Source organism: Synergistaceae bacterium, assembly GCA_012728235.1.
In the GTDB taxonomy this organism is placed as follows: Bacteria; Synergistota; Synergistia; order Synergistales; family Synergistaceae; genus JAAYFL01.
Window position 1 is genome coordinate 21,071 of the sequence record JAAYFL010000086.1, and the last position, 24,090, is coordinate 45,160.

General features: G+C 38.7%; 20 protein-coding genes. 5 read left to right on the forward strand and 15 right to left on the reverse strand.

What is annotated here, in order from left to right; all coding sequences use genetic code 11:
• Positions 1–6: 6 nt before the first annotated feature.
• Complete coding sequence (locus GXZ13_05835; GenBank protein NLX75333.1) at positions 7–1,344, forward strand: UDP-glucose/GDP-mannose dehydrogenase family protein; 1,338 nt, start codon at positions 7–9, stop codon at positions 1,342–1,344.
• 52 nt (positions 1,345–1,396) lie between these two features.
• Here GXZ13_05835 and speB read toward each other — a convergent pair whose 3' ends face one another.
• The 10 genes from speB to GXZ13_05885 all read right to left on the reverse strand — a co-directional run bounded on the left by speB (position 1,397) and on the right by GXZ13_05885 (position 14,693).
• Positions 1,397–2,242 carry an agmatinase gene (gene speB / locus GXZ13_05840; protein ID NLX75334.1) on the reverse strand — a complete coding sequence of 282 codons (846 nt, stop codon included), beginning with the start codon at positions 2,240–2,242 and terminating at the stop codon, positions 1,397–1,399.
• Positions 2,235–3,092, reverse strand: coding sequence for a polyamine aminopropyltransferase (gene speE, locus GXZ13_05845; GenBank protein NLX75335.1), 858 nt, complete (start codon positions 3,090–3,092; stop codon positions 2,235–2,237). Before speE ends, speB begins: the two co-directional genes overlap by 8 nt.
• A gap of 2 nt (positions 3,093–3,094) precedes the next feature.
• Positions 3,095–4,540 (reverse strand): aminotransferase class I/II-fold pyridoxal phosphate-dependent enzyme, encoded by a 1,446-nt coding sequence (locus tag GXZ13_05850; GenBank protein NLX75336.1) that lies wholly within the window; start codon positions 4,538–4,540, stop codon positions 3,095–3,097.
• The gene (gene speD / locus GXZ13_05855; protein NLX75337.1) at positions 4,533–5,351 is read right to left on the reverse strand and encodes an adenosylmethionine decarboxylase; all 819 of its coding nucleotides are present in this window, start codon (positions 5,349–5,351) and stop codon (positions 4,533–4,535) included. Before speD ends, GXZ13_05850 begins: the two co-directional genes overlap by 8 nt.
• Before the next feature lie 521 nt (positions 5,352–5,872).
• Entirely contained in the window at positions 5,873–7,396 is a 1,524-nt protein-coding gene (locus tag GXZ13_05860; GenBank protein ID NLX75338.1) for a pyruvate carboxylase subunit B, read from the reverse strand.
• 72 nt (positions 7,397–7,468) lie between these two features.
• Positions 7,469–10,996: a pyruvate:ferredoxin (flavodoxin) oxidoreductase gene (nifJ, locus tag GXZ13_05865; GenBank protein NLX75339.1), complete on the reverse strand. Its 3,528-nt coding sequence runs from the start codon at positions 10,994–10,996 to the stop codon at positions 7,469–7,471.
• A 417-nt stretch (positions 10,997–11,413) separates the two neighbouring features.
• A complete protein-coding gene (locus GXZ13_05870; GenBank protein ID NLX75340.1) occupies positions 11,414–12,028 on the reverse strand; it encodes a M23 family metallopeptidase in 615 nt (204 codons plus the stop codon).
• Positions 12,029–12,162: 134 nt separating this feature from the next.
• Positions 12,163–12,993, reverse strand: coding sequence for a hypothetical protein (locus GXZ13_05875; protein NLX75341.1), 831 nt, complete (start codon positions 12,991–12,993; stop codon positions 12,163–12,165).
• A gap of 55 nt (positions 12,994–13,048) precedes the next feature.
• Complete coding sequence (locus GXZ13_05880; protein NLX75342.1) at positions 13,049–13,972, reverse strand: phosphate butyryltransferase; 924 nt, start codon at positions 13,970–13,972, stop codon at positions 13,049–13,051.
• A 109-nt stretch (positions 13,973–14,081) separates the two neighbouring features.
• Positions 14,082–14,693, reverse strand: coding sequence for a DUF502 domain-containing protein (locus GXZ13_05885; GenBank protein NLX75343.1), 612 nt, complete (start codon positions 14,691–14,693; stop codon positions 14,082–14,084).
• Between the two features lie 92 nt (positions 14,694–14,785).
• Between GXZ13_05885 and GXZ13_05890 the strand changes: the two genes are divergently transcribed.
• Together GXZ13_05890 and GXZ13_05895 are read left to right on the forward strand one after the other, a co-directional pair.
• Entirely contained in the window at positions 14,786–15,436 is a 651-nt protein-coding gene (locus GXZ13_05890; protein NLX75344.1) for a 1-acyl-sn-glycerol-3-phosphate acyltransferase, read from the forward strand.
• A 64-nt stretch (positions 15,437–15,500) separates the two neighbouring features.
• A complete protein-coding gene (locus GXZ13_05895) occupies positions 15,501–16,778 on the forward strand; it encodes an HlyC/CorC family transporter (protein NLX75345.1) in 1,278 nt (425 codons plus the stop codon).
• 100 nt (positions 16,779–16,878) lie between these two features.
• On the opposite strand, the gene GXZ13_05900 is transcribed toward GXZ13_05895, so the two are convergent.
• The 3 genes from GXZ13_05900 to GXZ13_05910 are packed head-to-tail and all read right to left on the reverse strand — an operon-like array spanning position 16,879 to position 18,807.
• Positions 16,879–17,436, reverse strand: coding sequence for a Gx transporter family protein (locus GXZ13_05900; GenBank protein NLX75346.1), 558 nt, complete (start codon positions 17,434–17,436; stop codon positions 16,879–16,881).
• The gene (locus GXZ13_05905) at positions 17,370–17,741 is read right to left on the reverse strand and encodes a NusG domain II-containing protein (protein NLX75347.1); all 372 of its coding nucleotides are present in this window, start codon (positions 17,739–17,741) and stop codon (positions 17,370–17,372) included. Before GXZ13_05905 ends, GXZ13_05900 begins: the two co-directional genes overlap by 67 nt.
• Positions 17,728–18,807: an FAD:protein FMN transferase gene (locus tag GXZ13_05910; GenBank protein ID NLX75348.1), complete on the reverse strand. Its 1,080-nt coding sequence runs from the start codon at positions 18,805–18,807 to the stop codon at positions 17,728–17,730. Before GXZ13_05910 ends, GXZ13_05905 begins: the two co-directional genes overlap by 14 nt.
• 316 nt (positions 18,808–19,123) lie before the next feature.
• Here GXZ13_05910 and hydF point away from each other — a divergent pair, with 316 nt between their 5' ends.
• Entirely contained in the window at positions 19,124–20,353 is a 1,230-nt protein-coding gene (gene hydF / locus GXZ13_05915; GenBank protein NLX75349.1) for a [FeFe] hydrogenase H-cluster maturation GTPase HydF, read from the forward strand.
• Between the two features lie 220 nt (positions 20,354–20,573).
• Positions 20,574–22,211, forward strand: a complete 1,638-nt coding sequence (locus GXZ13_05920) for a nucleoside kinase (GenBank protein NLX75350.1) — start codon at positions 20,574–20,576, stop codon at positions 22,209–22,211.
• A gap of 87 nt (positions 22,212–22,298) precedes the next feature.
• Here GXZ13_05920 and GXZ13_05925 read toward each other — a convergent pair whose 3' ends face one another.
• Both GXZ13_05925 and GXZ13_05930 read right to left on the reverse strand, forming a co-directional pair.
• Positions 22,299–23,336 carry an ABC transporter ATP-binding protein gene (locus GXZ13_05925; protein NLX75351.1) on the reverse strand — a complete coding sequence of 346 codons (1,038 nt, stop codon included), beginning with the start codon at positions 23,334–23,336 and terminating at the stop codon, positions 22,299–22,301.
• Complete coding sequence (locus GXZ13_05930) at positions 23,324–24,034, reverse strand: ABC transporter permease (GenBank protein NLX75352.1); 711 nt, start codon at positions 24,032–24,034, stop codon at positions 23,324–23,326. Before GXZ13_05930 ends, GXZ13_05925 begins: the two co-directional genes overlap by 13 nt.
• Between the last annotated feature and the right edge of the window lie 56 nt (positions 24,035–24,090).

Sequence of the window (24,090 nt, forward strand, 5' to 3'; positions counted from 1 at the left end):
ATTAATATGAAAATATGTGTAGTTGGAACCGGATATGTCGGACTTGTAACAGCCACTTGTTTTGCTGAAAAAGGCAACGAAGTCTGTTGTATAGACATAGAAGAAAGTAAAATAGCAAAATTAAAAAAGGGTATAAGCCCTATTTATGAGCCTGGCCTCGAAGAGCTTGTTAAAAGCAACTCCGCTGCCGGCAGATTGTCCTTTTCTACGGACATTACAGTTGGACTTAAAGACGCCAAACTCTGCTTCATTGCTGTTGGTACGCCTCAAGGCAGTGACGGTTGCGCAGATTTAAATCAAGTAACGACAGCCCTTGACGAAATTGTATCTAATATCAACCACTCCTGCTTCATTGTTGTAAAGTCAACTGTCCCTGTAGGAACAGGAACGCTACTTTGTAAAAGAATTAAAGCTCTTGTATATGAACGAAATATTGACATAAATCTTGAGGTTCTCTCAAACCCGGAATTTCTAAGAGAAGGAGTCGCGATAGAGGATTGTTTAAGCCCAGATCGCGTTGTAATAGGTGCGTCCTCAGATGAAGCTATAGCAATTATGAAAGAGCTCTATAAACCCTTCGCAACGGAAGATCGCATCTTTATAATGGACCCCCTTTCTGCAGAAATAACAAAATATGCTGCAAACACTATGTTGGCAGCACGAATTAGTTTTATGAACGAAATAGCAGGCCTTTGTGACAAAGTTGGAGCAGATGTTGTCGCAGTAAAAGAGGGCATAGCATCTGATAAAAGAATCGGCAAATATTTTCTTAATGCGGGCTGTGGATATGGTGGCTCATGCTTCCCTAAGGATGTAAAAGCACTTTATCACGTCGGAGAGAGCCAGGGATTGGACATGACTCTTTCCACTGCTATAGACAAAGTAAATCGTAAACAGAAAGAAATCTTACACATAATGATAAGAGAGCGTTTTGGCAATGACTTGGAAGGGCTGAAAATTGCAGTCTTAGGACTTGCATTTAAGCCTCATACCGATGACATGCGTGAGGCTCCCTCTATAACTCTTATAAGAGGTCTTCTTAACTGTGGGGCCGCTGTTTACGCCTATGACCCTGTCGCCATGACTTCTGAAAATAAGAATTGGCTTTCCTCTGATGTAAATTATGGAGAAGGAATTGAAGAAATTCTTAAAGACGCTGACTGTGCGGTTCTGGTAACTGAGTGGCCTGAATTTAAAGAGATTAATTGGGGAAAAAATGCGCCTCTAATGAAAAATAAAATTCTATTTGACGGACGTAATATATATGATCCACAAACAATGGAAGATCTGGGCTTTGAGTACTACTGCATAGGCAGGAGCAACCGTCCAACTAAACTAAAATAAAATAAAAAGAAACGGGCCGGATTAAAAATCCGGCCCGTTTCTTTTAGAAATTTCAAAGTATGGATAGTATAAGTTCACGGATAACCTTACATGCGGTCACCGTTGAAACTCCACTAGAGTCATAGTGAGGAGAAAGTTCATTTATATCGCAGCCGACAATATTTAATTTCCCAACTTTGTGGACAGCTCTTATTAAATCATCAAAAGAAACTCCCCCTGGCTCCGGAGTCCCAGTTCCAGAAAAAACAGACGGGTCTAAAACGTCTAAGTCTATAGTTAAATAAACAGGCTTATCCTCAAGAGAGGCTATAACGTTATCAATGGTGGCTAAATCATATTTTCTCTGTATAACGTTTTTCTCCGCCCATATATCTTCATCTTTTGTCATAGAACGTATTCCAAATTGAAAGATTTTTCCGTCATTCAGCAATTCAAAACAACGCCTTATAACCGTAGCATGAGAAAGGGTTTCTCCAATATAATCATCACGCAAATCAGCATGAGCATCAAAATGAACCATGTTTAAATTGGGATATTTTTTGACCACTGCTCTTACCGAACCAAGGGTCACAAGATGCTCTCCACCCATCATTAAAGGAATTTTATTATCTGATATAATTTTTTGCGACATTTCTTCAATTTGTGATAGCACTTTTTTTGTATTTCCCATTGGGAATTCCAAATCTCCTGCATCGAAAACAGGTACATCTTCAAGATCTTTTTTAAGATTTGGAGAGTAAGTTTCTATACCAAAAGATTCGGCTCGTATTGCAGTAGGAGCAAATCTAGAACCAGGTCTATAGCTTGAAGTGCCATCAAATGGAGCTCCAAATAAAACAAGCTTTGATTCATCATAACTATTTTCACAAGCCATGAAAGGCAAAAAGTTTCTATTCAACTGCGACACTCTCCAACAGTTCTTTTACATAATTTGGGAGAGCAAAGCAGCCTAAGTGCAAGTCAGTGTTATAGTATTTTGTTTTTAAATTAAAATCATGCCACACAATTGGATTAAAATCTTTAATAGGATCTTTCTTCTTTGAGGCAAAACCAAACAACCAATGACCGGAAGGGTATGTTGGAATATGCGCTTGATACACACGGGCTATCGGGAAGAAATCTCTTATTTTCTTGTGAGCGCTCTTCATTGAACGAGCAAAATCAGTATAGTATGGACATTCATGCTGATTCACAAGAATTCCATCTTCTGTGAGGGCCTTAAAACAGTTGCCATAAAATTCTTTCGTAAAAAGACCCTCTCCAGGACCAAAAGGGTCCGTACTATCTACAATTATAAGATCATATTTCTCAACTTTATTGCGGACAAACTTCAACCCATCTTCGTAAAAAAGAGTAACTCTCGGGTCCGACAATTTTGAGGCAGTTTGCGGAATATATTTGACACAAGCATCCACAACCATCTTGTCAATCTCGACCATGTCTATGCTTTTTATTGAGGGATATCGAGTAAGTTCGCGCACCGTACCACCATCGCCACCGCCTATAACGAGCACGTTATTTATATTTGGGTTCGTGGCCAAAGGCACGTGAACAATCATATCGTGGTATATGAATTCATCTTTCTCCGTCAGCATCATTAAACCATCAAGAGTTAAAAATCTTCCAAATTCTTCAGAATCGAATATATCTATCCTTTGAAATTCGCTTTTCTCCGAATAGATTTGCTTATTGACCCGGATTGAGAATTTTATATCATCTGTGTGATTTTCTGTATACCAAAGTTCCATCTCTATTCCTCCAAAGTTTCAATATTCTTCATAGTAATATCTCTAGTCCCCATCATTGCACAACCTTTTTCTTTAGCATATCGCACATACTCTATTATTTCATTTGTAATGAGTTCTCCGGGAGCTAGAATTGGAATTCCGGGAGGATACGCCATAATAAGTTCTGCACTGACACGCCCTGCACACTTCTCTATAGGAAACGTGCGCTTTGCGGCATAAAACGCTTTCTGTGGAGAAGTAACTAAAATTGGCTCAATATATTCATGCTCCAACATATTCATAGGTTTTTTTCTAAAGCGACGGTAAATTTCAGAGAGAGCTCCCAATAGTCGCTCTATCTCCAACTCTCGATCGCCCACTGATATTATCGCCAAAATATTCCCTATGTCACCAAATTCTATTTGTATCCCAAATTCATCGCGAAGAAGATCATAGACTTCAATTCCAGCCAACCCCATCGCTCGTGTGTGAATGCTTAATTTCGTTTTATCAAATGCAAAAGCTGTATCACCATTAATTATTTCGCTGCTAAAAGCTTTAAACCCGCCAATTTTATTTATTTCAGCTCTTGCATATTCAGCAAAGGCACTTACTTTTTTAAATATTTCTTTTCCATTTAAAAAGAGATTTTTTCTTGCAATATCAAGAGAAATCATCAAAAGATAGCTTCCGCTTGTGGTCTGAGTTAGATTAATAGTCTGTCTCATAGCTTCAGCATCAACCTTGTCTCCAATAAGCAACATGGAGCTTTGGGTTAAAGAACCTCCGGTTTTATGGACGCTTATTGCAGAAATATCGGCTCCGGCATCCATGGCAGATAAAGGCATATCTTCTCCAAAATAAAAATGGGTGCCATGCGCCTCATCCACTATAACCAACATTCCTGCAGAGTGTGCTACTTTTACTATCTCTTTGAGGTTGCTACAAACTCCATAATATGTCGGATTATTTACAAAAACTGCTTTGGCACTTGGATTTTCTCTAATTGCATTTTTAATATCTTCTACCGACATCCCCAAACTGATACCAAGTTCAGGGTTAACCCCGGGATTTATATACACTGGTTCGGCACCACATATCACCATCGCATTAATAACACTTTTATGAACATTGCGAGGTAATATAATTTTATCGCCTTTTCCACAGCAATAAAATATCATGTTTTGCACCGCTGCGGTCGTTCCGTTTAACATAAAAAACGCATGTTCGGCTCTGAAAGCTTCCGCCGCTAATTCTTCCGCTCGTCGAATAGCTCCTGTAGGATGAGTAAGATTATCAAGAGGTTTGCTGGAATTGAGATCCATTGAGACGCACTGTTTGCCAAAAGCATCAATTAGCGCCTTATGTCCTTTGCCCTGCTTATGTCCCGGCACATCGAAAGAAACGATCCTATTCTCTATATATTGCCTTACAGCGTCATATATAGGCGTCTCTTCTTGTTTACTCATATATGTTTTGACCGGCAAAAATCTCTATCATTTCTCTACGAAGCATTTCTGTAATTTTAAGACGTTCTTTCGGACCGAACTCATGAACATCATTATTAAACAAATAATTTTGTAGAGAAAGTTCTTTTATTAACATATTTGTATGAAAAACATTTATTTGATAAACATTAGTGTCTTGTGCATCATATTTTGCCAGAGTATTAGGATCTATAAAATCTTGGATTGAAGTTATTTTATGATCAATAAAGCATTTGCGGCCCCCCATTTCACGAGTAAATCCGCGAACACGATAATCTATTGTTATGATGTCAGAATCAAAACTTCCTATTAGATAGTCTAGCGTGCGCAAAGGAGATATTTTCCCGCATGTCGACACGTCAATATCAACTCTAAAGGTTGAAATGTCTTGATTGGGATGGAACTCAGGGTATGTGTGTACAGTAAGGTGGCTTTTATCAAGATGTCCGCAAACAGTCTCCCTTTTGGAAAGAACATCATAGCCGCCATTACATGATTCATCTAAATCTTTTTCATTAACGGGCATTTCTGCGATAAGAACGGTAACACTTGCTCCCTGCGGCTCATAATTTTGTTTTGATATATTAAGAACATGAGCGCCTATCATAGAAGTAACATCGCAAAGTATCTTGGTTAAGCGCTCTGCGTTATATTGTTCATTTATATAAGCAACATACTCATTTTTGGCCCTTTCTGTTTTTGCGTAGCAAACATCATAAATATTAAAACTTAATGTTTTTGTAAGGTTATTAAACCCGTATAACTTAATTTTTTCATTAATTAATTCTGACATTTTGGTCTCCTTTCTAAACAGCTTCCTCCTGTATTGTACGAAAAAACAACCACTTGTAACTACATACTAGCAGTCACAAGTGGTTGTACTTGATTATGATCTCTACGTTATTTGTTTAATGTTTTAGCAAATATAGGTAGTTTATTTGAGCCTATACAGTAATAAATTACTTTTACTGCTCATGTCGACCATTCACAAGTACTACAACTTATGAACACAACTTCCGCGGATTCTTCCCGCTGTAAAATTTGAGCTTTCGCTCATCAACACGATATCACAATCGCTAGTTCGGCATTTGACCGGGCTGTCCGTATGCCCTTACTTCACCGTTTATACGGGTTAGGTCAATAAAACTAAATGCATAAAATAGTTTGTGATGATAGGCTGAAAAAACTATATTAACTAACTCATACTATCACAGTGTGTTTTTAACACATATAAAGAAAATATACAAGTGAAACTTACATAATTTCAAAACTTATAAAATACAGAGCAAAGATATTTCTTGTTAAGGGTCTTGTTTAACTTATAGGATACGCCTCCGGATCAAACTGGTCCTGTCGTCCCACATCAACTTTATTCTCTCGTGCATATTTATTAGGAATAAAATCTTTGGCAATCTGCGGGAACAGAACATAACTTAATATATCTTCCGGCTGTGTTGCAAAATGGCCTATCTCCTTACGTGCATTCTCCAGTTCAGGAGCTATGTTCTCTCCAGGTCTATTGGAAATAGGCTTCTCATCACCAAGGACTTTCTTCTGAATATCAGGATCAACAGGCGCCGGAGTTTTCCCGTAGTATCCAAGAAAATACTGTTTTACTTCCTTGGGAACAACACTCCAACGTTCGCCGGAAATAACATTTATCGTAGCCTGGGTACCAACTATCTGACTTGTAGGAGTTACAAGGGGAGGATATCCCATCTCTTTACGAACTCTGGGAACTTCTTCCATAACAGCTTTAAATTTATCAAAAGCATTGCTCTCTTTTAGCTGACTCTGGAGATTTGAATACATGCCCCCTGGAATCTGGTAGAGCAATATATTTACATCAACCCCACTAATTCCCATAATAACATTTTCATATTTTTTCTTTAAGCCTTCATAGTATTCAGAAACAGGCAATAGTTTTTCAAGCGAAAGCCCTGTGTCAAGAGGTCCTCCCTGAAGAGCAGCTACAATCGTCTCTGTCGCCGGTTGGCTTGTTCCCATTGCGAAAGGAGAAATAGCACAATCAACTATGTCCGCTCCTGCCTCAAGAGCAGCCAAATATGTCATTGCCGCCATACCGCTTGTGTAATGGCTGTGTATTTGAAGCGGAAGATCTACTTCTTTTTTTATAGCTTTTACTAAAGATGTAGCTGCAACAGGAGACAAAAGCCCGGCCATATCTTTTATACAGATAGAATCCGCTCCCATTCCTGCCATCTCTTTAGCTTGCTTAGCAAAAAGATCCAATGTATGGACCGGTGAGATGGTATAGGATATCGTCATCTGAAGCTGCCCGCCCTCTTTTTTAACAGCCTCTGCTGCAACTGACATATTGCGAGTATCATTCAAAGCATCAAAGACACGTATTATATCTATGCCGTTTCCTACCGCATATTTTATGAATTCACGTACTACCTCATCCGAATAATGTCTATAGCCAACAACATTTTGTCCGCGTAAGAGCATCTGTGTTTTTGTTTTTTTAAGGCGCTTTCTAAGAAGTCGTAGCCTCTCCCATGGGTCTTCATTCAAAAAACGCATACATGTATCAAATGTAGCGCCTCCCCACATCTCTATAGAGTGGTAACCTATTTCATCCATAGCTTCGGCAATGGGAAGCATATCATCTGTACGCAATCTTGTTGCCATTAAGGATTGGTGCGCATCGCGGAATCCTGTTTCCATGATTCCAACCTTAGGCCTCATCTTTTCTACAATCTTTTCTTCTGGTGATTTTTCCTTTACAGAAAAGACTGCTTCCACGGCGGCAATAGGTGCAGATCCTTTTTTCACTTCTTTTTCTTTTCGTTCTTCGGCCTCTGCCTGTGTCATTATTTTTGTTGCTATTACACGACCATTGCTATCTTTTATTTCATACTTAACATTTTCATTTTTCATGAGTCATTAATCCTCCATCGGCATTTTTGCCATGTGACTGTAGTAACGCCAACGTTTTTTAATTTCTTCCTCTTGCTCTTTTAACAACATTTCCGCGAGTTCTGGTTCGGTGTTTTTGAGACGTCTATACCTATTTTCGTTGTAAATATAATCCTCTAGTTTTATTGAAGGCTCTTTACTATCCACAATTAGAGGATTTTTTCCTTCTTTTATAAGATTGGGGTTATAGCGCATAAGTATCCAGTGCCCAGACTCTACCGCTTTCTTTTGCTGGTCCAATCCCTTAACCATATTTAATCCATGGGCTATACAGGGGCTGTAAGCTATTATTATTGAAGGTCCATTATAAGCCTCTGCCTCTTTAAAAACCTTTATTGTATGTGCGTCGTTTGCTCCAAGAGCAACTCGTCCAACGTAAACATTTCCATAGCTCATAGCAATAAGAGCAAGGTCTTTCTTTATCTGACGTTTACCTGCTGTGGCAAATTTAGCAATAGCCCCTAATGGAGTGGCCTTTGACATCTGGCCGCCTGTGTTTGAATATGCCTCCGTGTCTAGAACGAGTAGGTTTATGTTTTTGCCGGAAGCGATAACGTGATCCAACCCGCCAAATCCAATGTCATATGCCCAGCCGTCCCCTCCAACACACCAAACGCTCTTTTTGACGAGATTATCTGCCAGAGAGAGAAGTTCTTCTGCTTGTTCAGTATCAAGCTCTTCAAGACGGGCTTTAAGTTCCGCGACAGAACGTTCAACCGATTTGATTTCTTCTTCGGTATCTTGGGGAGCATTAAGAATCTTTTCCACCAGCTCTTCGCCAAGTTGATCCCTCATATTGTGAAGGGTTTCTGCCGCATACTCTGCGTGTTTATCAAGAGTTAGCCTAAAGCCGAGCCCAAACTCAGCAGCATCTTCAAATAGAGAGTTGCTCCATGAAGGGCCTTTCCCCTCTTCATTTACCGTCCAAGGCGTTGTTGGAAGATTTCCTGAATATATAGAACTACAGCCGGTTGCGTTCGCAATCATTGCTCGATCTCCAAAAAGTGCAGAAAGCAATTTTAAATAAGGAGTTTCTCCGCAACCGGAGCAAGCTCCGGAGAATTCAAAGAGCGGTCTTAGCAGTTGTACATCTTTTACCAAGTCTGTATTGAGTTTGCTTCTATCTGCTTCAGGTATGTCTAGGAAAAATCTCCAGTTATCACTTTCAGGTCCACGCACTTCCATTTGATTTACCATTGTAAGAGGACGATCCGTTGAACCCTCTTTTGCCTTTACCGGGCAATTTGCGACACATAGTCCGCAGCCGGTACAATCTTCTGTGGCAACCTGAATTGTGTATTTCATTCCTTCAAAATTTTTCCATTTTGCATCCAGTGACTTAAAGGTTGCGGGAGCATCTTTTAAAATCTCGCCATCATAGACTTTTGCCCTTATTGCTGCGTGCGGACAAACTATTGAACATTTGCCACACTGTATACAAAGCGAAGGATCCCATGACGGGACGTCTATGGCAATGTTACGCTTCTCATATTGAGTAGTACCGCTTGGGAAAGTGCCATCCTCTGATAACGCCGAGACAGGCAAGCTATCTCCTTTGAGTGCCATCATGGGAGCAAGTATAGATTTAACGTACTCAGGTGCATCATCAGACACAGGAGATTTAATATCAAATGTGCTGGTCGCACTTTCCGGAACCTTTACTTCACATAGATTCGCGAGAGTTGCATCAACCGCAGCTATATTTTTATCAACTACTAACTGTCCTTTTACTCCATAAGTGTTTACTATGGAATCCTTGATCGCTTTTATTGCTTCTTCTCTTTCTAATACACCACTTATCGCAAAGAAACATGTCTGCATTATCGTATTTGTACGTTCGCGCAAGCCGGACTCTCTTGCGATTTTTATTGCATCAATCGTATAAAACTTAAGTTTTTTGTTGATTATATGTTTTTGAGTCGTGAGAGGAAGCTTATCCCATACCTCATCCGCTGAGAAGGGGCTATTAAGAAGAAAAGTCCCTCCGGGGGCAGCTGCCTCTAAAATGTTTAGTTTTTCAAGAAAAGAGAAAACATGACAAGCAACAAAGTTCGCCTTGTTTATCAAATAGCTTGCAAGTATGGGATTCGGTCCAAAACGCAGATGGCTAACTGTTATGCCACCAGACTTTTTGGAATCGTAGCTATAATATCCCTGAGCATATAGATTGGTTTCGCTTCCTATAATTTTTATTGAGTTTTTATTAGCACCGACCGTACCATCAGCACCAAGCCCATAGAAAAGACAGCGTACTGTTTCAGGATCCTCTGTGTCAAATGATGGGTCATAATCCAAACTTGAAAAGTTTACATCATCATTTATGCCTATCGTAAAGCTGTCTTTGGGAGCTTCTTTTTTCAGTTCGTCAAAAACACCTTTAACCATGGCCGGGGTAAAATCTTTCGAAGAAAGACCATACCGTCCACCTACCACAGTTATATCCCTGCAGGCAAGGGCTCTCTTAACATCCATACAAAGTGGTTCACAAATCGATGTTGCTTCTTTACAACGGTCTAAAACTGCAACCTTCTTTACTGTTCGAGGAAGAGTATCAACAAATCTCGAAATATCGAAGGGGCGGAAAAGACGTATCACCAACACACCAACTTTTTCGCCATCTTTGTTGAGTTTATTTGCTGTTTCTCTAGCGACTGAAGCGCCAGATCCCATCAGTACAATAACTCTCTCCGCATCTTCTGCTCCGTAGTAATCAAAGAGATGATAGCTGCGGCCCATACGTTTTGCAAACTCATCCATCGCTTTTTGAGTAATGTCAGGCACAGCCTTATAAAAAGAAGAAGAGGCCTCTCTTGCTTGGAAGAAAACATCCGGATTTTGTGCTGTTCCACGTATAAAAGGCATATCTGGGCTAAGCCTATTGTAACGATGACTTCTTACTAAATCGTTGTCAATGAGAGCCCTCATATCGTCATAATCAATTTCTTCTACCTTCATCTCTTCATGGCTTGTTCTAAAGCCATCGAAGAAATGAACGATTGGCACACGGCTTTCTAGAGTTGCCATTTGTGCTATCAATGCCATATCCATTGTCTCTTGAACTGTAGAAGAGCAGAGCATAGACCATCCGGTCGATCTTACTGCCATTACGTCAGAATGGTCTCCAAAAATAGACAAAGCATGTGTGGCCAGAGTTCTCGCCGTTACGTGCATGACCGTACTCGTCAGCTCTCCAGCTATTTTATACATATTTGGAATCATGAGAAGAAGTCCCTGTGACGCGGTAAATGTTGTGCTGAGGGCTCCGGCTTGCAAAGCGCCATGATAGGCTGCGGATGCTCCTGCTTCACTTTGCATTTCCTGTATAAGAGGAATAGTTCCCCAGATATTTGGGCGATTTTCGGCAGTCCACTGATCTGACCATTCGCCCATAGGTGATGACGGTGTTATAGGATATATTGAGATAACTTCGTTTACTGCGTGTGCTACGTGCGCTACGGCTTCATTGCCATCAAGGGTTACCATTTTACGTGTCATATCTTAATTTCCTCCTAAATCCACTCTGACTTCGCTCAAAATATTTTTAAGCTATTAATTCTCTGTTCTACCGATAATTTTATTATACTAAAAAATATTAACAAAAAAGAGACATTAATTGTCTCAATTTTGTGTGAAACCCTGTAACACAGCTATTTGTTTTACAGCATTATATACATTATATGCTTAGAATATTAATGAGAATTTATAATGCTAAATTTACTGAAATAATGCATCGAAAATGAGACTATTTTCAAATTGAGTTTTAGCATTTTAGCATATTTTGTAAAAATACAAAACATTTAGTTCATCTATAGTAAAAACGTAAAGTTTATTTTATTCAAGATTTTTATTAATTTGAATTTTTTACTAGGAAATAGAGATGATCGTGGTAGTTCCTACTTGTTATTACACGAATCATTTTTTGTTTTGATACTGACTTTTTTCCAGTGCTGTAAAAAAATCGCTCTTGGGTAAATACTTTAGCGGATTAAGCGGATGTCCCTTGCTGTTTCTTATTTCGAAATGCACATGATTTGCAGTCGCTCGTCCTGTTGAACCTACTGTTGCAATAGTGTCTCCTTGTTTTACTTTTTCTCCAACTCTAACCTTTATAGTGGAACAATGTGAATAAAGTGACCAAAGTTTATTATCGTGGTTTATTATCACAACATTGCCATACCCTCTAAATCCCTTCCCTCCATTTGAACAGATTTCTACTATTCCATCTAAGACAGCATATATAGACGTTCCTTTAGGCGATAAAATATCTATTCCCGAATGCCTTCTGCCTTTGCCAGAGATATTGTATTTGCCAGCAATACAACCTGTTGGAAGAGGCCATTTAAGATTCTTTGCTAAACAGGGAGCACCACCAAAAAACGATTCTTGCTCCTCTTCCCATATTTCGTCACTTACAGAGGATATCTTTCTAAATGCTGTTTCAAGAGCGCTTTCTTGAAGGCTTTTATAATCGATTGAGGATGCAACTCCGGCATTTAACATAATAAAAAAAATAAAAAGGCAAGTCACAATTAAAATTAAGCTGCTTTTCAAAATTTTAATTGTAATTTTGCCGCAATATATCATTAAACTATGGCTAATATTGTTTAATTTAATATTTGATAAGAAGGTCAACCCCTCCCAAGTAAAAATTTTATGCCATTTTATATTCGTTTATGCTTGTTTTTATATTCTTTTTCGTTTTTATGGCGAATAACAAACTCTACCATTTCATTGGCTATATCCCTTGTTCTAATTTCGTCGTTCATACGAAATGAATGATCGACACATTCAATTTCCTTATAAATCTTTTGTTCGGCAGGTATTCCAATTTTATCCAACAAATCCGCACAACTTGCTCTAGAAAAAATTTCGTCATGTTCTCCTCTAAAGGAAATTACCGATTTTGTCTTCACTTTTGCCAAAAGGCTTTTTGAAATTGACTTTTCAACTGTAGATAATATAGGCAAATTTCCCATGCTTTCTACTATTTTAGGATTTGGAGTTATTCCTATTCCCCCCAGAATAATCATTTCCGGAGTAAATTCTATATTCCTTGAATGAAACATTTCCTCGGAAGCTGCCGAAAGAGCAATCGCTCCACCTAACGAAAAACCCCAAATCCAGACAGGCTTTCCATCAGATTTTTTAAGCACATAGTGAATTGCTCTAAAATCATCTTCCTGTTCCTGACAAAATGTTTTTCCGGCAAACGCGGCTTTTATCCAAGCTGAGGAGTCATCATCATAATTATGCCGATCACGCACCATGCGACTGGTTTCTACCATCCAGGTAGAGTATCCTTTCTGGGCGAGGAGTTCTGCAAAAAAAAGGATTTTGTTATTTGGTCTTAAATTTGCGGTGCTATGTACTCCATGAAGCAAAATAATTTGAATGCCTTTTGGACTATAAGGAACACAACCACTAATGTGAACCTCTTTATCTCCAAAGGTCCCGTCCACAACTATTTTCTCTTGAAAGATCTTATTCTGCATTAATTGCGTTTATGCGAAGGAACAACAAGTGGTATATTGCGAAAAAGTATTGCAATTATCTCTGTTTATTTGCTGCCAGTGCGACTGCAGCGGATATTGAGTACAGCTTCGTCTCAGCGCAATCAGCTCTACTTGTAAGCACTATTGGAGACAAGCCTCCGAGAACAAGTGCTGCTGTTTTATTTTCAGAAAAATAAATTATAGATTTTCCCAAAACATTTCCTGCCTCTATATTAGGAACCAATAAGATATCTGCATAGCCCGCAACATCTGAAACAATACCTTTGTGATTTGCAGCTGATGGTGAGATGGCGATATCTAGTGCCAGTGGACCATCTACCAAACAACCTTTAATCTGTCCTCTTTTATTCATTACAGTTAATGCCGCAGCATCCAAAGTAGAGGGCATATCTGGGTTTACAACTTCCACCGCTGCTAGGGCTGCAACTTTCGGACATTCAATTCCAAAGCCGCGAGCAAGTTCAACCGCATTATTTACTATATCAACCTTAGTATTTAAGTCGGGATACTGATTAAAAGCTGGGTCTGTTATAAAAATGATGCGATCATATCCTTTTATCTCATGGAAATAGCAGTGCGTTAGAACTCTTTTCCCATCGCGAAGACCAACTTCTTTGTTTAAGACCGCTCTCAAGAAACTCTTAGTATCTAGCATGCCTTTCATAAAAACTTGAGCCTGTCCTCCAGACACAAGCGAAACCGCTTTTAGAGCAACAGAATAAACATCACCGCGCTCATCAACAACTTCGTAATCAGAAATATTTACATTTATAGAGGATGCGGCCTCCTTAATCTTATCTGCATTACCTACTAATATCGCGTTTGCAATGCCAAGTTTCCTTGCTATTTCAACAGAAGCGATAACTTCAGCATCTTCAGCACAGGCGACACTCAGTTTTACAGGACCTACATCCTTTGCATATTCTGTTAACTTTGAAAGTGTCTTTATTTGTTTCATATTCATACATAACCCTCCCTTGTATTACTAATTCTTACATAGTTAGCTTTCGAAAACAACCAATGCCTTCTCTCTAACAGACCTTTATTATTCCTTGTCTTTTTATGTTTTAAGATCTCATCCCAAGTGAAATAATCCTTGTAAAAGCTTTTTCCGGCGACATGTTTAAATATTCTATCTCGCTTTCCGGATAAAAGAAAACCAAGCCAGTGGTAGGATTTGGAGATGTAGGCACAAAGATTGTTAAATTCACGATACCATCTTCCCCAGTTTCTTTTTTAGTAACAAAGCCTATAATATAGCCCGGACCACAGGGGACTTTGACTGTACCCAAATATGAACGATCTCCTTTTCCTGAGGTTAGGGCCGAAACCATATCTTTAAAGGCCTGATATACTCCTCCAATCAGAGGCGTTTTAGAAATTAATTGTTCAATAAAATTTAAAAACCATTTTTCCTTGCGTCTCAATTTGCGGCCGGTATAAATAAGTAAATATAAAACTAAAACAGCAACTAAAGACGCTCTCCAAACCGAATTAGTAATACCAAAAAGTAAATTTCCAAAATACTGAGCTATCGAAAAAAGGTAGTAAACTATAAGAGCAATGATAACTAATGGGAGAAATGCAACACATCCCAAAGAGAAATCTCTCAGAACTTTCCTAAAAAAACCACGAGAATTCTTTGCTTCTACGGCCTTTGTCTGCATATTTTCTGGCATAAATACCACCCCACATCTTGCCAATTTTATCATATCTGCGCTATCCTGTTACAATAAAGTAAGAAATGAGCCAAAATATAGGAGGCGTTTCTATGCTATACAATTTTGTTCGATTCATCGTTCTTGTTTATTTTAAACTTTACCATAGGCTTTCTATATATGATAAAGATAAAGTGCCCGTGAATAAACCAATTATATTTGCATCAAACCACGCAAGCTACCTTGATCCTCCCGTTGTGGGACTTGCTGCGTTCCCTATTCGTCTCAGATTTATTGCTTGGGATAAACTTTTCAGAGTTCCTCTATTCGGAACATTCTTACTTGCAATGGGAGCTGTGCCTGTTTCTTCAAACGACAAAGTAAGCTCCGCGGCACTTCTTAGAATGGTAATCGGATTTCTAGAAAATGGTGAAAATGTTTTTATTTGTCCTGAAGGACACAGAAGCGAAGACGGAACCCTTCAGCCTCTAGAGGGAGGAGTTGCTGTGCTGTCGCTAAAAACTGGAGCTCCAATTATACCGACCTGGGCCGGAGGCACTTTTCGCTCACTCGCTCCTCATATGAAGTTCCCTCGCCCACGCAAAGTCACTGTCACATTTGGAGATATTATTGACCCATCAACCTTTCCTTCTGAATTTGATGAAAAGGAAAAACGAAAATATATTCTTGAAAAAATTGAAGAGTTTTACATAAAAATGGATCTGAAAGACAGAGAAAAATACCCACGTAAAAAGGACAAATAACAAATTATCGCTGTGTTATAATATTTTCAATAAACTTCACAACATCCAAGGAGGATGATTTTTGTTGAGTTCGGACATAATTGGCAGTATTATCCTGCTAGCCGTACTTTTGCTCTTATCAATTTACTTTAGCGCGGCTGAAACTTCAATTACGGCGGCAGGGAAAAGCAAGCTTCTTATGCTTTCATTTGAGTATCCACATAGAAAAAACGGGCTTCTCTGGCTGTCTGACAATACTTCAAAAGCCATTAATGTTACTTTAGTTGGAAATAATTTAGTCAACATTGCAGCAAGTGTCGTGGCTACTTCTTTAGGCATAAAACTTCTCGGCAAATTTGGACCTGTTGTTGTTGTTGCAGTTATGACATTCTTTATTGTTATCTTTTGTGAAATATTACCCAAAAATTATGCAATAGCAAAAAAAGAAAGAGTGTTAATCTCCTCTCTTCCTCTTTTACATTTTTTTAGTTTTTTAATGACCCCCATAACATTTTTACTCTCCATTATTCTCAAAATTATTGGGAAAATTACCGACACGGATCTCGTCTCTTTTAGTTCGTTAATCTCCCGTGAAGAGATAGACTACCTCGTAACCGAGGGAAGTGCTTCCGGTGCTTTGGAAGAAGATGAGAGCAAAATGATACACGGTGTTATCGGTTTTGAAGAAACAAGAGTGTCAGAGGTTATGGCCCCCCGCACAGATGTCTACTCAATTGAAGAAGATGGAAGTGCTGCTGATGCGGTCAAAATCTTCGTTGAAAGCGGACATTCAAGAATTCCCGTATACAAGGAAGACTTAGACAACGTCATTGGAATGCTGTACGCCAAAGACCTACTACTACCCTTAGCAGACGGTGAAAAAGATATAAAAATAGTTGATATTATGAGAAAACCAATGTTCGTGCCGGAGACGATGAAAATTGACGAAGCCCTAGATATTATGAGAAAAGCAAAAAAACATATTGTTATCGTTGTTGATGAATACGGCGGAATGGCTGGCTTGGTTTCAATGGAAGACCTCATTGAAGAAATTGTCGGGGATATTCAGGATGAATACGACTCAGAAGCTCCTGAAATCCAAAAAGAAGCGAATAATACATATCTTGTTCAGGGACAAGTAAATTTAGAAGATTTGGCTGAAGCGCTAAATTATCCTTTTGATGAGGCCTTCGAAGAAGTAGACACACTAGCGGGAATGATGCTGGAACTCGCTGGAAATTTCCCCAGCCAAGGAGAAACATTTTCTTATGGCCCTTGGAAAATTACTGCTCTGGAAGTTCAAAACCATCGCATCGTACAAGTACGAATGAAGTATGACGGTAGCGATTCAAATTCTAAATAAAACAAACTTCTTTAATTAAATTAAAATATTTACATAAAAAATAGCCCATATTATTGACAGGGCTATTTTTTATTAACTTTTTAAGTTCTAGCCTTAGATTTTATTTAAGATGTTCCAATCTTATGCAGAGCGTCTCCGCAAGCTTTCCCACAATCCAACCGGAAATAGTTCCTATTACAAGAAGAGGAAGAAGGTAGTACATCAATCTAAAGTCTCCAACTACAAAAGATGCAACTAAAGTTTGCCCTAAATTAAATGCCCACGCTCCTGCGACGCTAATCCATGAAAGAGAAAAATATTTCTCTAATTTTGTGTAAAGTAAAACCATTGTTACTGTAGCTAGCAATCCCCCTGTGATAGCACAAAAAAATGAAAAAAAATTGCCGGTTATCAGCAGGGCCAAAAAGACTCGCAGTATTGTTACCATAAAAGCTTCCCTAGTCCCCATCATAACAAGTGCGGATAAGGCGAATACATTGGCTGTGCCAAGCTTCACTCCCGGCATTGGAAAAGGCAAAAGCCCCTCTATAAGATTAAAGACCAATGCAAGAGAGACGAAAAGAGATGATAAAATTATTTTTCTCAACGTCATCAGAATGTCACCGCATCCACTTCTGCTTCCCCTTTTAGCCTTATCGAAAGATGATTCGGAAGACATATGGAGGAGTCTCCTTTATATTTTAGCCAACCACGTTTTATACAATCCTTATCGGGACAATCAGCACTTATAACTGCGACTCTTCCCTCTTCTATAAGTATGATATTTTTACCGTTTTTATATTCAATAAGAATTTCTTCAGTCAAATTTTTGTTTAGCTCTATTTCTTTAATTAAAACTCCGTCACTACGAACTTCCACACTCAAACCATTCTGAGGCCTACAATATCTTAATGTATACACAAGAATAGTCAGTGATAAAAGCAACAAGAATATGGCAGATAGCACCTTGTCACCGCGTTTCATCTTTTTCTCCGATGACATCAACCCTTATAGCTGGATCTTTTATAGTAAAAGATTTTTTTAATCTTTCTGTAATAATGGCTCTCTCGCAATTTTTGACAACCAATACTGCCTGAATATTTTTATGTAAATTAAGAAATTCTATGCTTTTTTTCTCGCCCATTATAAAGAAAGCTGTACAAAGAGCATCAGCCTCTGCTGAATTTTTTGAAATAATTGTCACCGACTCTAAATCAGAGTTCGACGGGTGGCCGCTACTTGGATCGAAAATATGGTGATAAATTACACCGTTTTCTTCAAAATAACGCTCATACGGACCAGATGTTACAACAGATGTATCTATCGCATCGATAACTGCGAAATATCGGCCTCTTGGACTCTTCGGATGCTGCAGCCCCAGCCTCCAGGCTCTATTTTGGGGAGCTTTTCCTACGACAGCAATATTTCCACCCAAGTCAATTAGTGCTGAAGAGATTCCCTCTTTTTTTATGTTTTCTGCCAATCTGTCTGCTATCCATCCTTTTGCAATGCCGCCTAAATCGAGACTCTGATTTTCGCCGATAATTACCATATCTTTTGTTAAACATACTTTTTTATAGCCCACATAGGGGAGAAGAGCATCCACCTCTATCTTTTCCGGCAATCGAGCTGACTCCGTACCTATACCCCAAAGCTTTACGATAGCTCCGATTGTAGGATCAAAAGCTCCATTCGTATCCTCAGCATACTTGAGAGAGTCGGTTATTATCCGCACTGTCTCTTCGCTGACAATGGATTGCTCTCCTGAATTTATTTTCGATATTTCTGAAGTCCTAATATTGACAGAGAATAACCCTTCATACCTGCTTATCTCTGACATCGCATTCTCCATTACTCTCTCTAATTTTTCTCTGTCTGCACCATATAGAGTAAGTCGAACAATAGTCCCTAATTTATAAGATTCTTGCTCAACCTTAATGGACTTTGGTGATATGGTTTTAAGCCAAGAAATGAGCAATACAATGGCAACAAGGAAAATCAGTATGCTTTTATAATTTTTCAACACTATGTTTTTTATTTTTAGCTTCAATGAATAGCCCCCGATATAAAAATATCTTTTATTATATAGCCATTAAAAATCCCGCTGTGTTAGATTACATAAAATGTCATAAATTAATGTTTATACAAAGGATATAGTAGGGGATATAATAGCGTTATTTTATAAAAAAGAAAACTGCCTTAGAAAGAAGTTGACGGAATTTTTCAAGAAAATAAGCATAACAGTGATATAGTTATGCTGTTAGAATAAAAGGAATACATTTTACATAATTAAGCTGAAAACTCTTTAATTTATCTACATTAATATCTTTATTGTTATATACAACTTATTGATAGGCGGTGATTTTTTGAGCTTCAATGAGACCCCCCGTGCCAACAGATTACATATCGGGTTTTACGGAAGGCGAAACGCAGGAAAATCAAGTTTAATAAATCTTTTAACAGGACAAAATACGGCTCTCGTCTCCGAGTTTGCGGGAACTACAACAGACCCAGTTATAAAGAGCATGGAGCTTCCTCCTCTTGGCCCCATTACTATTATTGACACTGCCGGGCTTGATGATGAGGGGAGTCTTGGAGAGCTTAGAATTTCGAAATCGAAAAAAATGATGGAGCAAACTGATCTCGCCATTCTTGTAATACCTGCTCATTGTGCCGAGAATATTGAAGATGAAAAACTTTGGTTAAACGATTTAATCACTATGGATATCCCCGTGCTCGGCGTTATAAACCAAATAAAGGAATCAACTACAGAAAAAATAACCTCTATTAAAGAAACTATTGAAAAAGAGTTAGGAATTCCTTTTATTGTGCTCTCCTCTCTTGATAAAAGGGATAGAGCAGAACTCCTTTCTGCAATAGTACAAAATGCTCCTACAGCTTTTGAGAGCTCAACGCTTGTCGGCGACCTTTTTTCACCAGGCGCACTTGTAGTCCTAGTCATGCCACAAGATATTCAAGCTCCAAAGGGACGTCTTATACTTCCACAAGTACAAGTAATGCGCGATATTCTTGATAACGAAGGATTTGTCTTGGCATCTTCCGTAGACAAACTCCCCATGCTTCTGGATTCGCTAAAAAATCCTCCTGATTTAGTTATCACTGATTCACAGTATTTCTCCGAAGTGAATAGCTTGTTGCATGAAAATATTCCTTTAACATCTTTTTCCATTATTTACGCGAGAAATAAGGGAGATTTGGACTTATTTATTCATGGTGCAAAGTTTATTGCCAACTTAAAAGAATATGACAAGGTTCTTATAGCCGAAGCTTGTACACATGCTCCTCTTACAGAAGACATAGGAAGAGAGAAAATTCCACGCTGGCTGAAGACTAAATTTGGAGAAAATTTACAAGTTGATATCGTATCCGGGATTGACTTTCCTGATAACCTTAAAGAATACGCTCTTATAATCCATTGTGGTGGCTGTATGTTTACTCGAAAACAGCTTATGTCGCGCCTTATAAAGGCAGACAACCTCGATATTCCCATAACTAACTATGGTTTGACTATTGCTTTTCTCAATAATATTTTAGACCGTTCAACCGAAATATTCACAAATAAAGAAATTAAATAAACGCTCTTTAATTTATATTTTCATAAAACACAACATTTCCCCGTTCTTTCTAGTTGTTATGTAAAAAGAGCGGGGATTATTGTAATTACAAAAATATTTACTTTTATTATTTATAACGGCAATGCCGCAACTCCTTATGCTACAATTATTAAAGCTGTGTTATTACAGGCAGAAACAGTAAATGTTTGGATACTCTCTTATCTACTAAGGGGGACTTGTGATGTTAAAAATAAAAATACCGGAAATGCGAGATGTTACTGTCAAAGCTTTTACGACAGTGCAAGAGCTTCTTAGAATGATCGATTTTCCAAACAAAGAAAGTGTTGTTGCTTGCAGGGTAAATAAGGTTCAACGCTCACTTTCTTGGGTTTTGTCAATAGATTCTTATGTTGAATTTATCACAACTGATAGCATTGAAGGCATAGATGTATACCTACGCACTCTTTCCTTTATGCTTACATCTGCTGCAATCAGAAAAACCGGACTAAAACTTCACCTTTCTCAATCGATGAATCAATCTTTCTACTATAAATCCATTGAAAAACCAATAACTATGAAACATAGAGATCTTATTTTTAATGAGATGCAGCGTATGGTAAAGGAAAAAATCGCTATTGAAAGAGAAGAGGTTTCTGTGGACGAAGAACGATCAATAATGACCTCTCAAGGCTATTACGACAAAGAAAGGCTTTTATTTTGGACCGGAAAAGATCCCATTACCTTATATAAGTGTGAGGGAATCTATGACTTCTTCGGACAAGCCGTTGCCATTTCAGCGGCAGACACCCCCGTTTTTGACCTTCATTTATATGAAGAGGGGCTCTATCTTTCCGGACCGACTTTTGAAAACTTCAGGGAGGTCATTGAACTCAAAGTTGATAAAAAAGTTTTTGCAATATTGCAGGATTATTCAAAATGGCTAAATCATCTCTCAGTAGATTCTATGGATTTAATACATAATTTAGTTGCTCGTGGACAGACAAGGGATTTCATAATGCTAAGCGAAGCTCTTCACACAAAGAAAATCTCTGCGATAACGGACGAAATCGAGTCTCACCCCGATGTTCGTTTAATCTGTCTGGCCGGCCCCTCAAGCTCAGGAAAAACAACAATTTCACGAAGACTCCGCATTAATCTTTTGGCCTCTTGTATTGACTCACAAACTATAGAACTCGACAATTACTTTGTAGACAGAAAAAGTACGCCAAAAGATTCAGAGGGTAATTATGACTTCGAAGCGCTAGAAGCAATCAATATTTATTTAATAAACAAACACTTGAAAGCACTTCTTTCCGGAGAAGAAATTGCTGTTCCAAGGTTTGACTTTATGAACGGACTTAGTCAAGAGGGGTATTCTCTCAAGCTAAAACCTAGACAGCTGCTAATTATTGAAGGTATACATGGACTAAACGAAAAATTGACAGAAGGCATTCCGCCTGAAAAAATATATCGTATTTTTGCAGGGCCTCTTACCGGAACGAATCTGGATTTACACAATAGAATTGGCACAACGGACACGAGACTTTTACGACGGTTAGTGCGTGACAATAACAAAAGAGGACATCCGCCAGAGACAACTTTAAAACAGTGGCCATCCGTTGTCAGAGGCTCTTTTCGTTATGTTTTCCCCTATCAAGAAAGTGCTGACATTATATTTAATTCTGCTTTGGCCTATGAGCTGCCCGTACTTAAGGGTTATGTAAAACCCTTGTTAAAATCTATCAGCGAAGATTCTGAGGCATACGGCGAAGCACAAAGGCTGCTCTCTCTTCTGCAGTTTGTTCCAGTAATTCTACCTGACGATGTTCCAAACTTTTCTATTCTCAGGGAGTTTATTGGGAAAAGTTGCTTTGAATAAAAACATTTATCACAGCTGTAATAAGGAAGGTTTTGGAGAGAAAAATCACACGGTAGACGGAGAAAAATATAATATCTAAAATTTTAATTAATACAACCAGTTTAAGTTGTTAGGAGAAAAAGAAATCCAAACCTGCGTTGATGGATAAATTTTATCTTTTTGCATCTGTCCAAGAGGCATGAGCACTTTTATCATCGATTCTCCAACTTTTACGAAGACATATACGCTTTCTTTTTTGGAATCAAGCGTTGTCTGTACGACAGTTCCTTTAATAATATTTAGGCTATCTGAGCGAGGTTGTTCAACTGTTGTTATCTTAATTTTTGAAGGACTTATTGAACCGGCCAAAATATTTTCTGTTTCACAACAAAATCCTCGAATAATTTGACCGTCAGAAAAATTTCGAACTGCGAAATCTCCGTTGATTTCCCAGCTTCCCTGAATAATGTTCTCCGCCTCTTTGCCGACAATACGCCCTTTATATAGGGTGACAATTACCGTAGATACCTCATGTAGCCAAGTCAAATCATGTGTCGCTATTATAACGGTCGTACCCCATTCTTTCCATGCAGAAAGAGCCGCTGCTTTCACCAACTGTGCACTTTGTTCATCTACATTGGCCGTTGGCTCATCAAGAAGCAATACCTTGGGGCGTAGTGCCAAACGCATTGCCAGAGCGACCCTTTGTGCCTCTCCGCCAGAAAGTCTGTACCATGGCCTATTTATAAAATTGTCCGGATTAAGCCCTACTCTTAAAAGGGAATCACATACCCGCTCTTTAACATTAAAATTCTTTCCGCGAAGTTTTAGTCCATAAGCAATGTTTTCAAAAATGGTTCGTTTTAGGAGATATGGTTCCTGCAGAAGATATGTGATTTCTTCGCGCAATTCGGTTTCGATTCCGGAAGATTTATTCCCCTTATATAAAATACTTCCTTCAGAAATAGGTTCAAGGAATGCCAATATTTTTAGAAAAGTGGACTTCCCACTTCCATTAGGCCCCACAACCCCCATAACATCACCTTCCTCTATCGAAAGAGAAGGGATGTTTAGAGTTACATCACCCGTACCGTACCTATGTTTCAAAGCGCTTATGTTATAGAGACTTCCGTTTAATTTAGAAATTGTAATTTCTCCGTTCTACGTCGAATGAGAGAGAGAGTAAAATTCAAGACAATTGATATCGCAATAAGAATTACTCCTAAAGCTATTCCCAATGCGAAATCCCCTTTGCCTGTTTCCAGTGAGATGGCCGTAGTTATTGTTCTGGTATACCACTTAATATTGCCTCCAAGCATCATAGCTGAACCGACTTCGCCAATTATCCTGCCATATGACGTAAGAGCTGCAACCAGTATTTGAAATCTACTTTCCCATAAACTCGTTATAGCGAGTTGAAAACCCGAAGCACCCACCGTTTTAAGAGTCATTTTGAGTCTACTATCTAATTCTTCCACGACCGTCGCAGTATAAGCTATTACTATAGGCAATCCTAATATTAATTGACCAATAGCCATGCCTCTTATAGTAAAAAGAAGTTCATATCTACCAAATGGACCATTGCGACAGATAAAAGCATATACAAGCAACCCTATTACCACTGTCGGCAAGGAAAGGAGTATATCTACCAAATAGCGCAGAAATGATTTGCCAGGAAAATCGTGATAGCCTATGAGGAACCCAAGTGGAAGGCCCAGAGAAAGTATGCCGAACATAGACAAAGCTGTAAGACGCAAAGTTGTTGTCACAATATTGGCGGTCTCTTCATCCATTGAAAAGATTAGTTTTATGCCCTGAGCCAAACCCTCTAATATAAAGTCCAAATGAGAACACCCCTTTAGAAGAAGAAAGGCGGGACTTTGGCCAAAGTCCCGCCAAA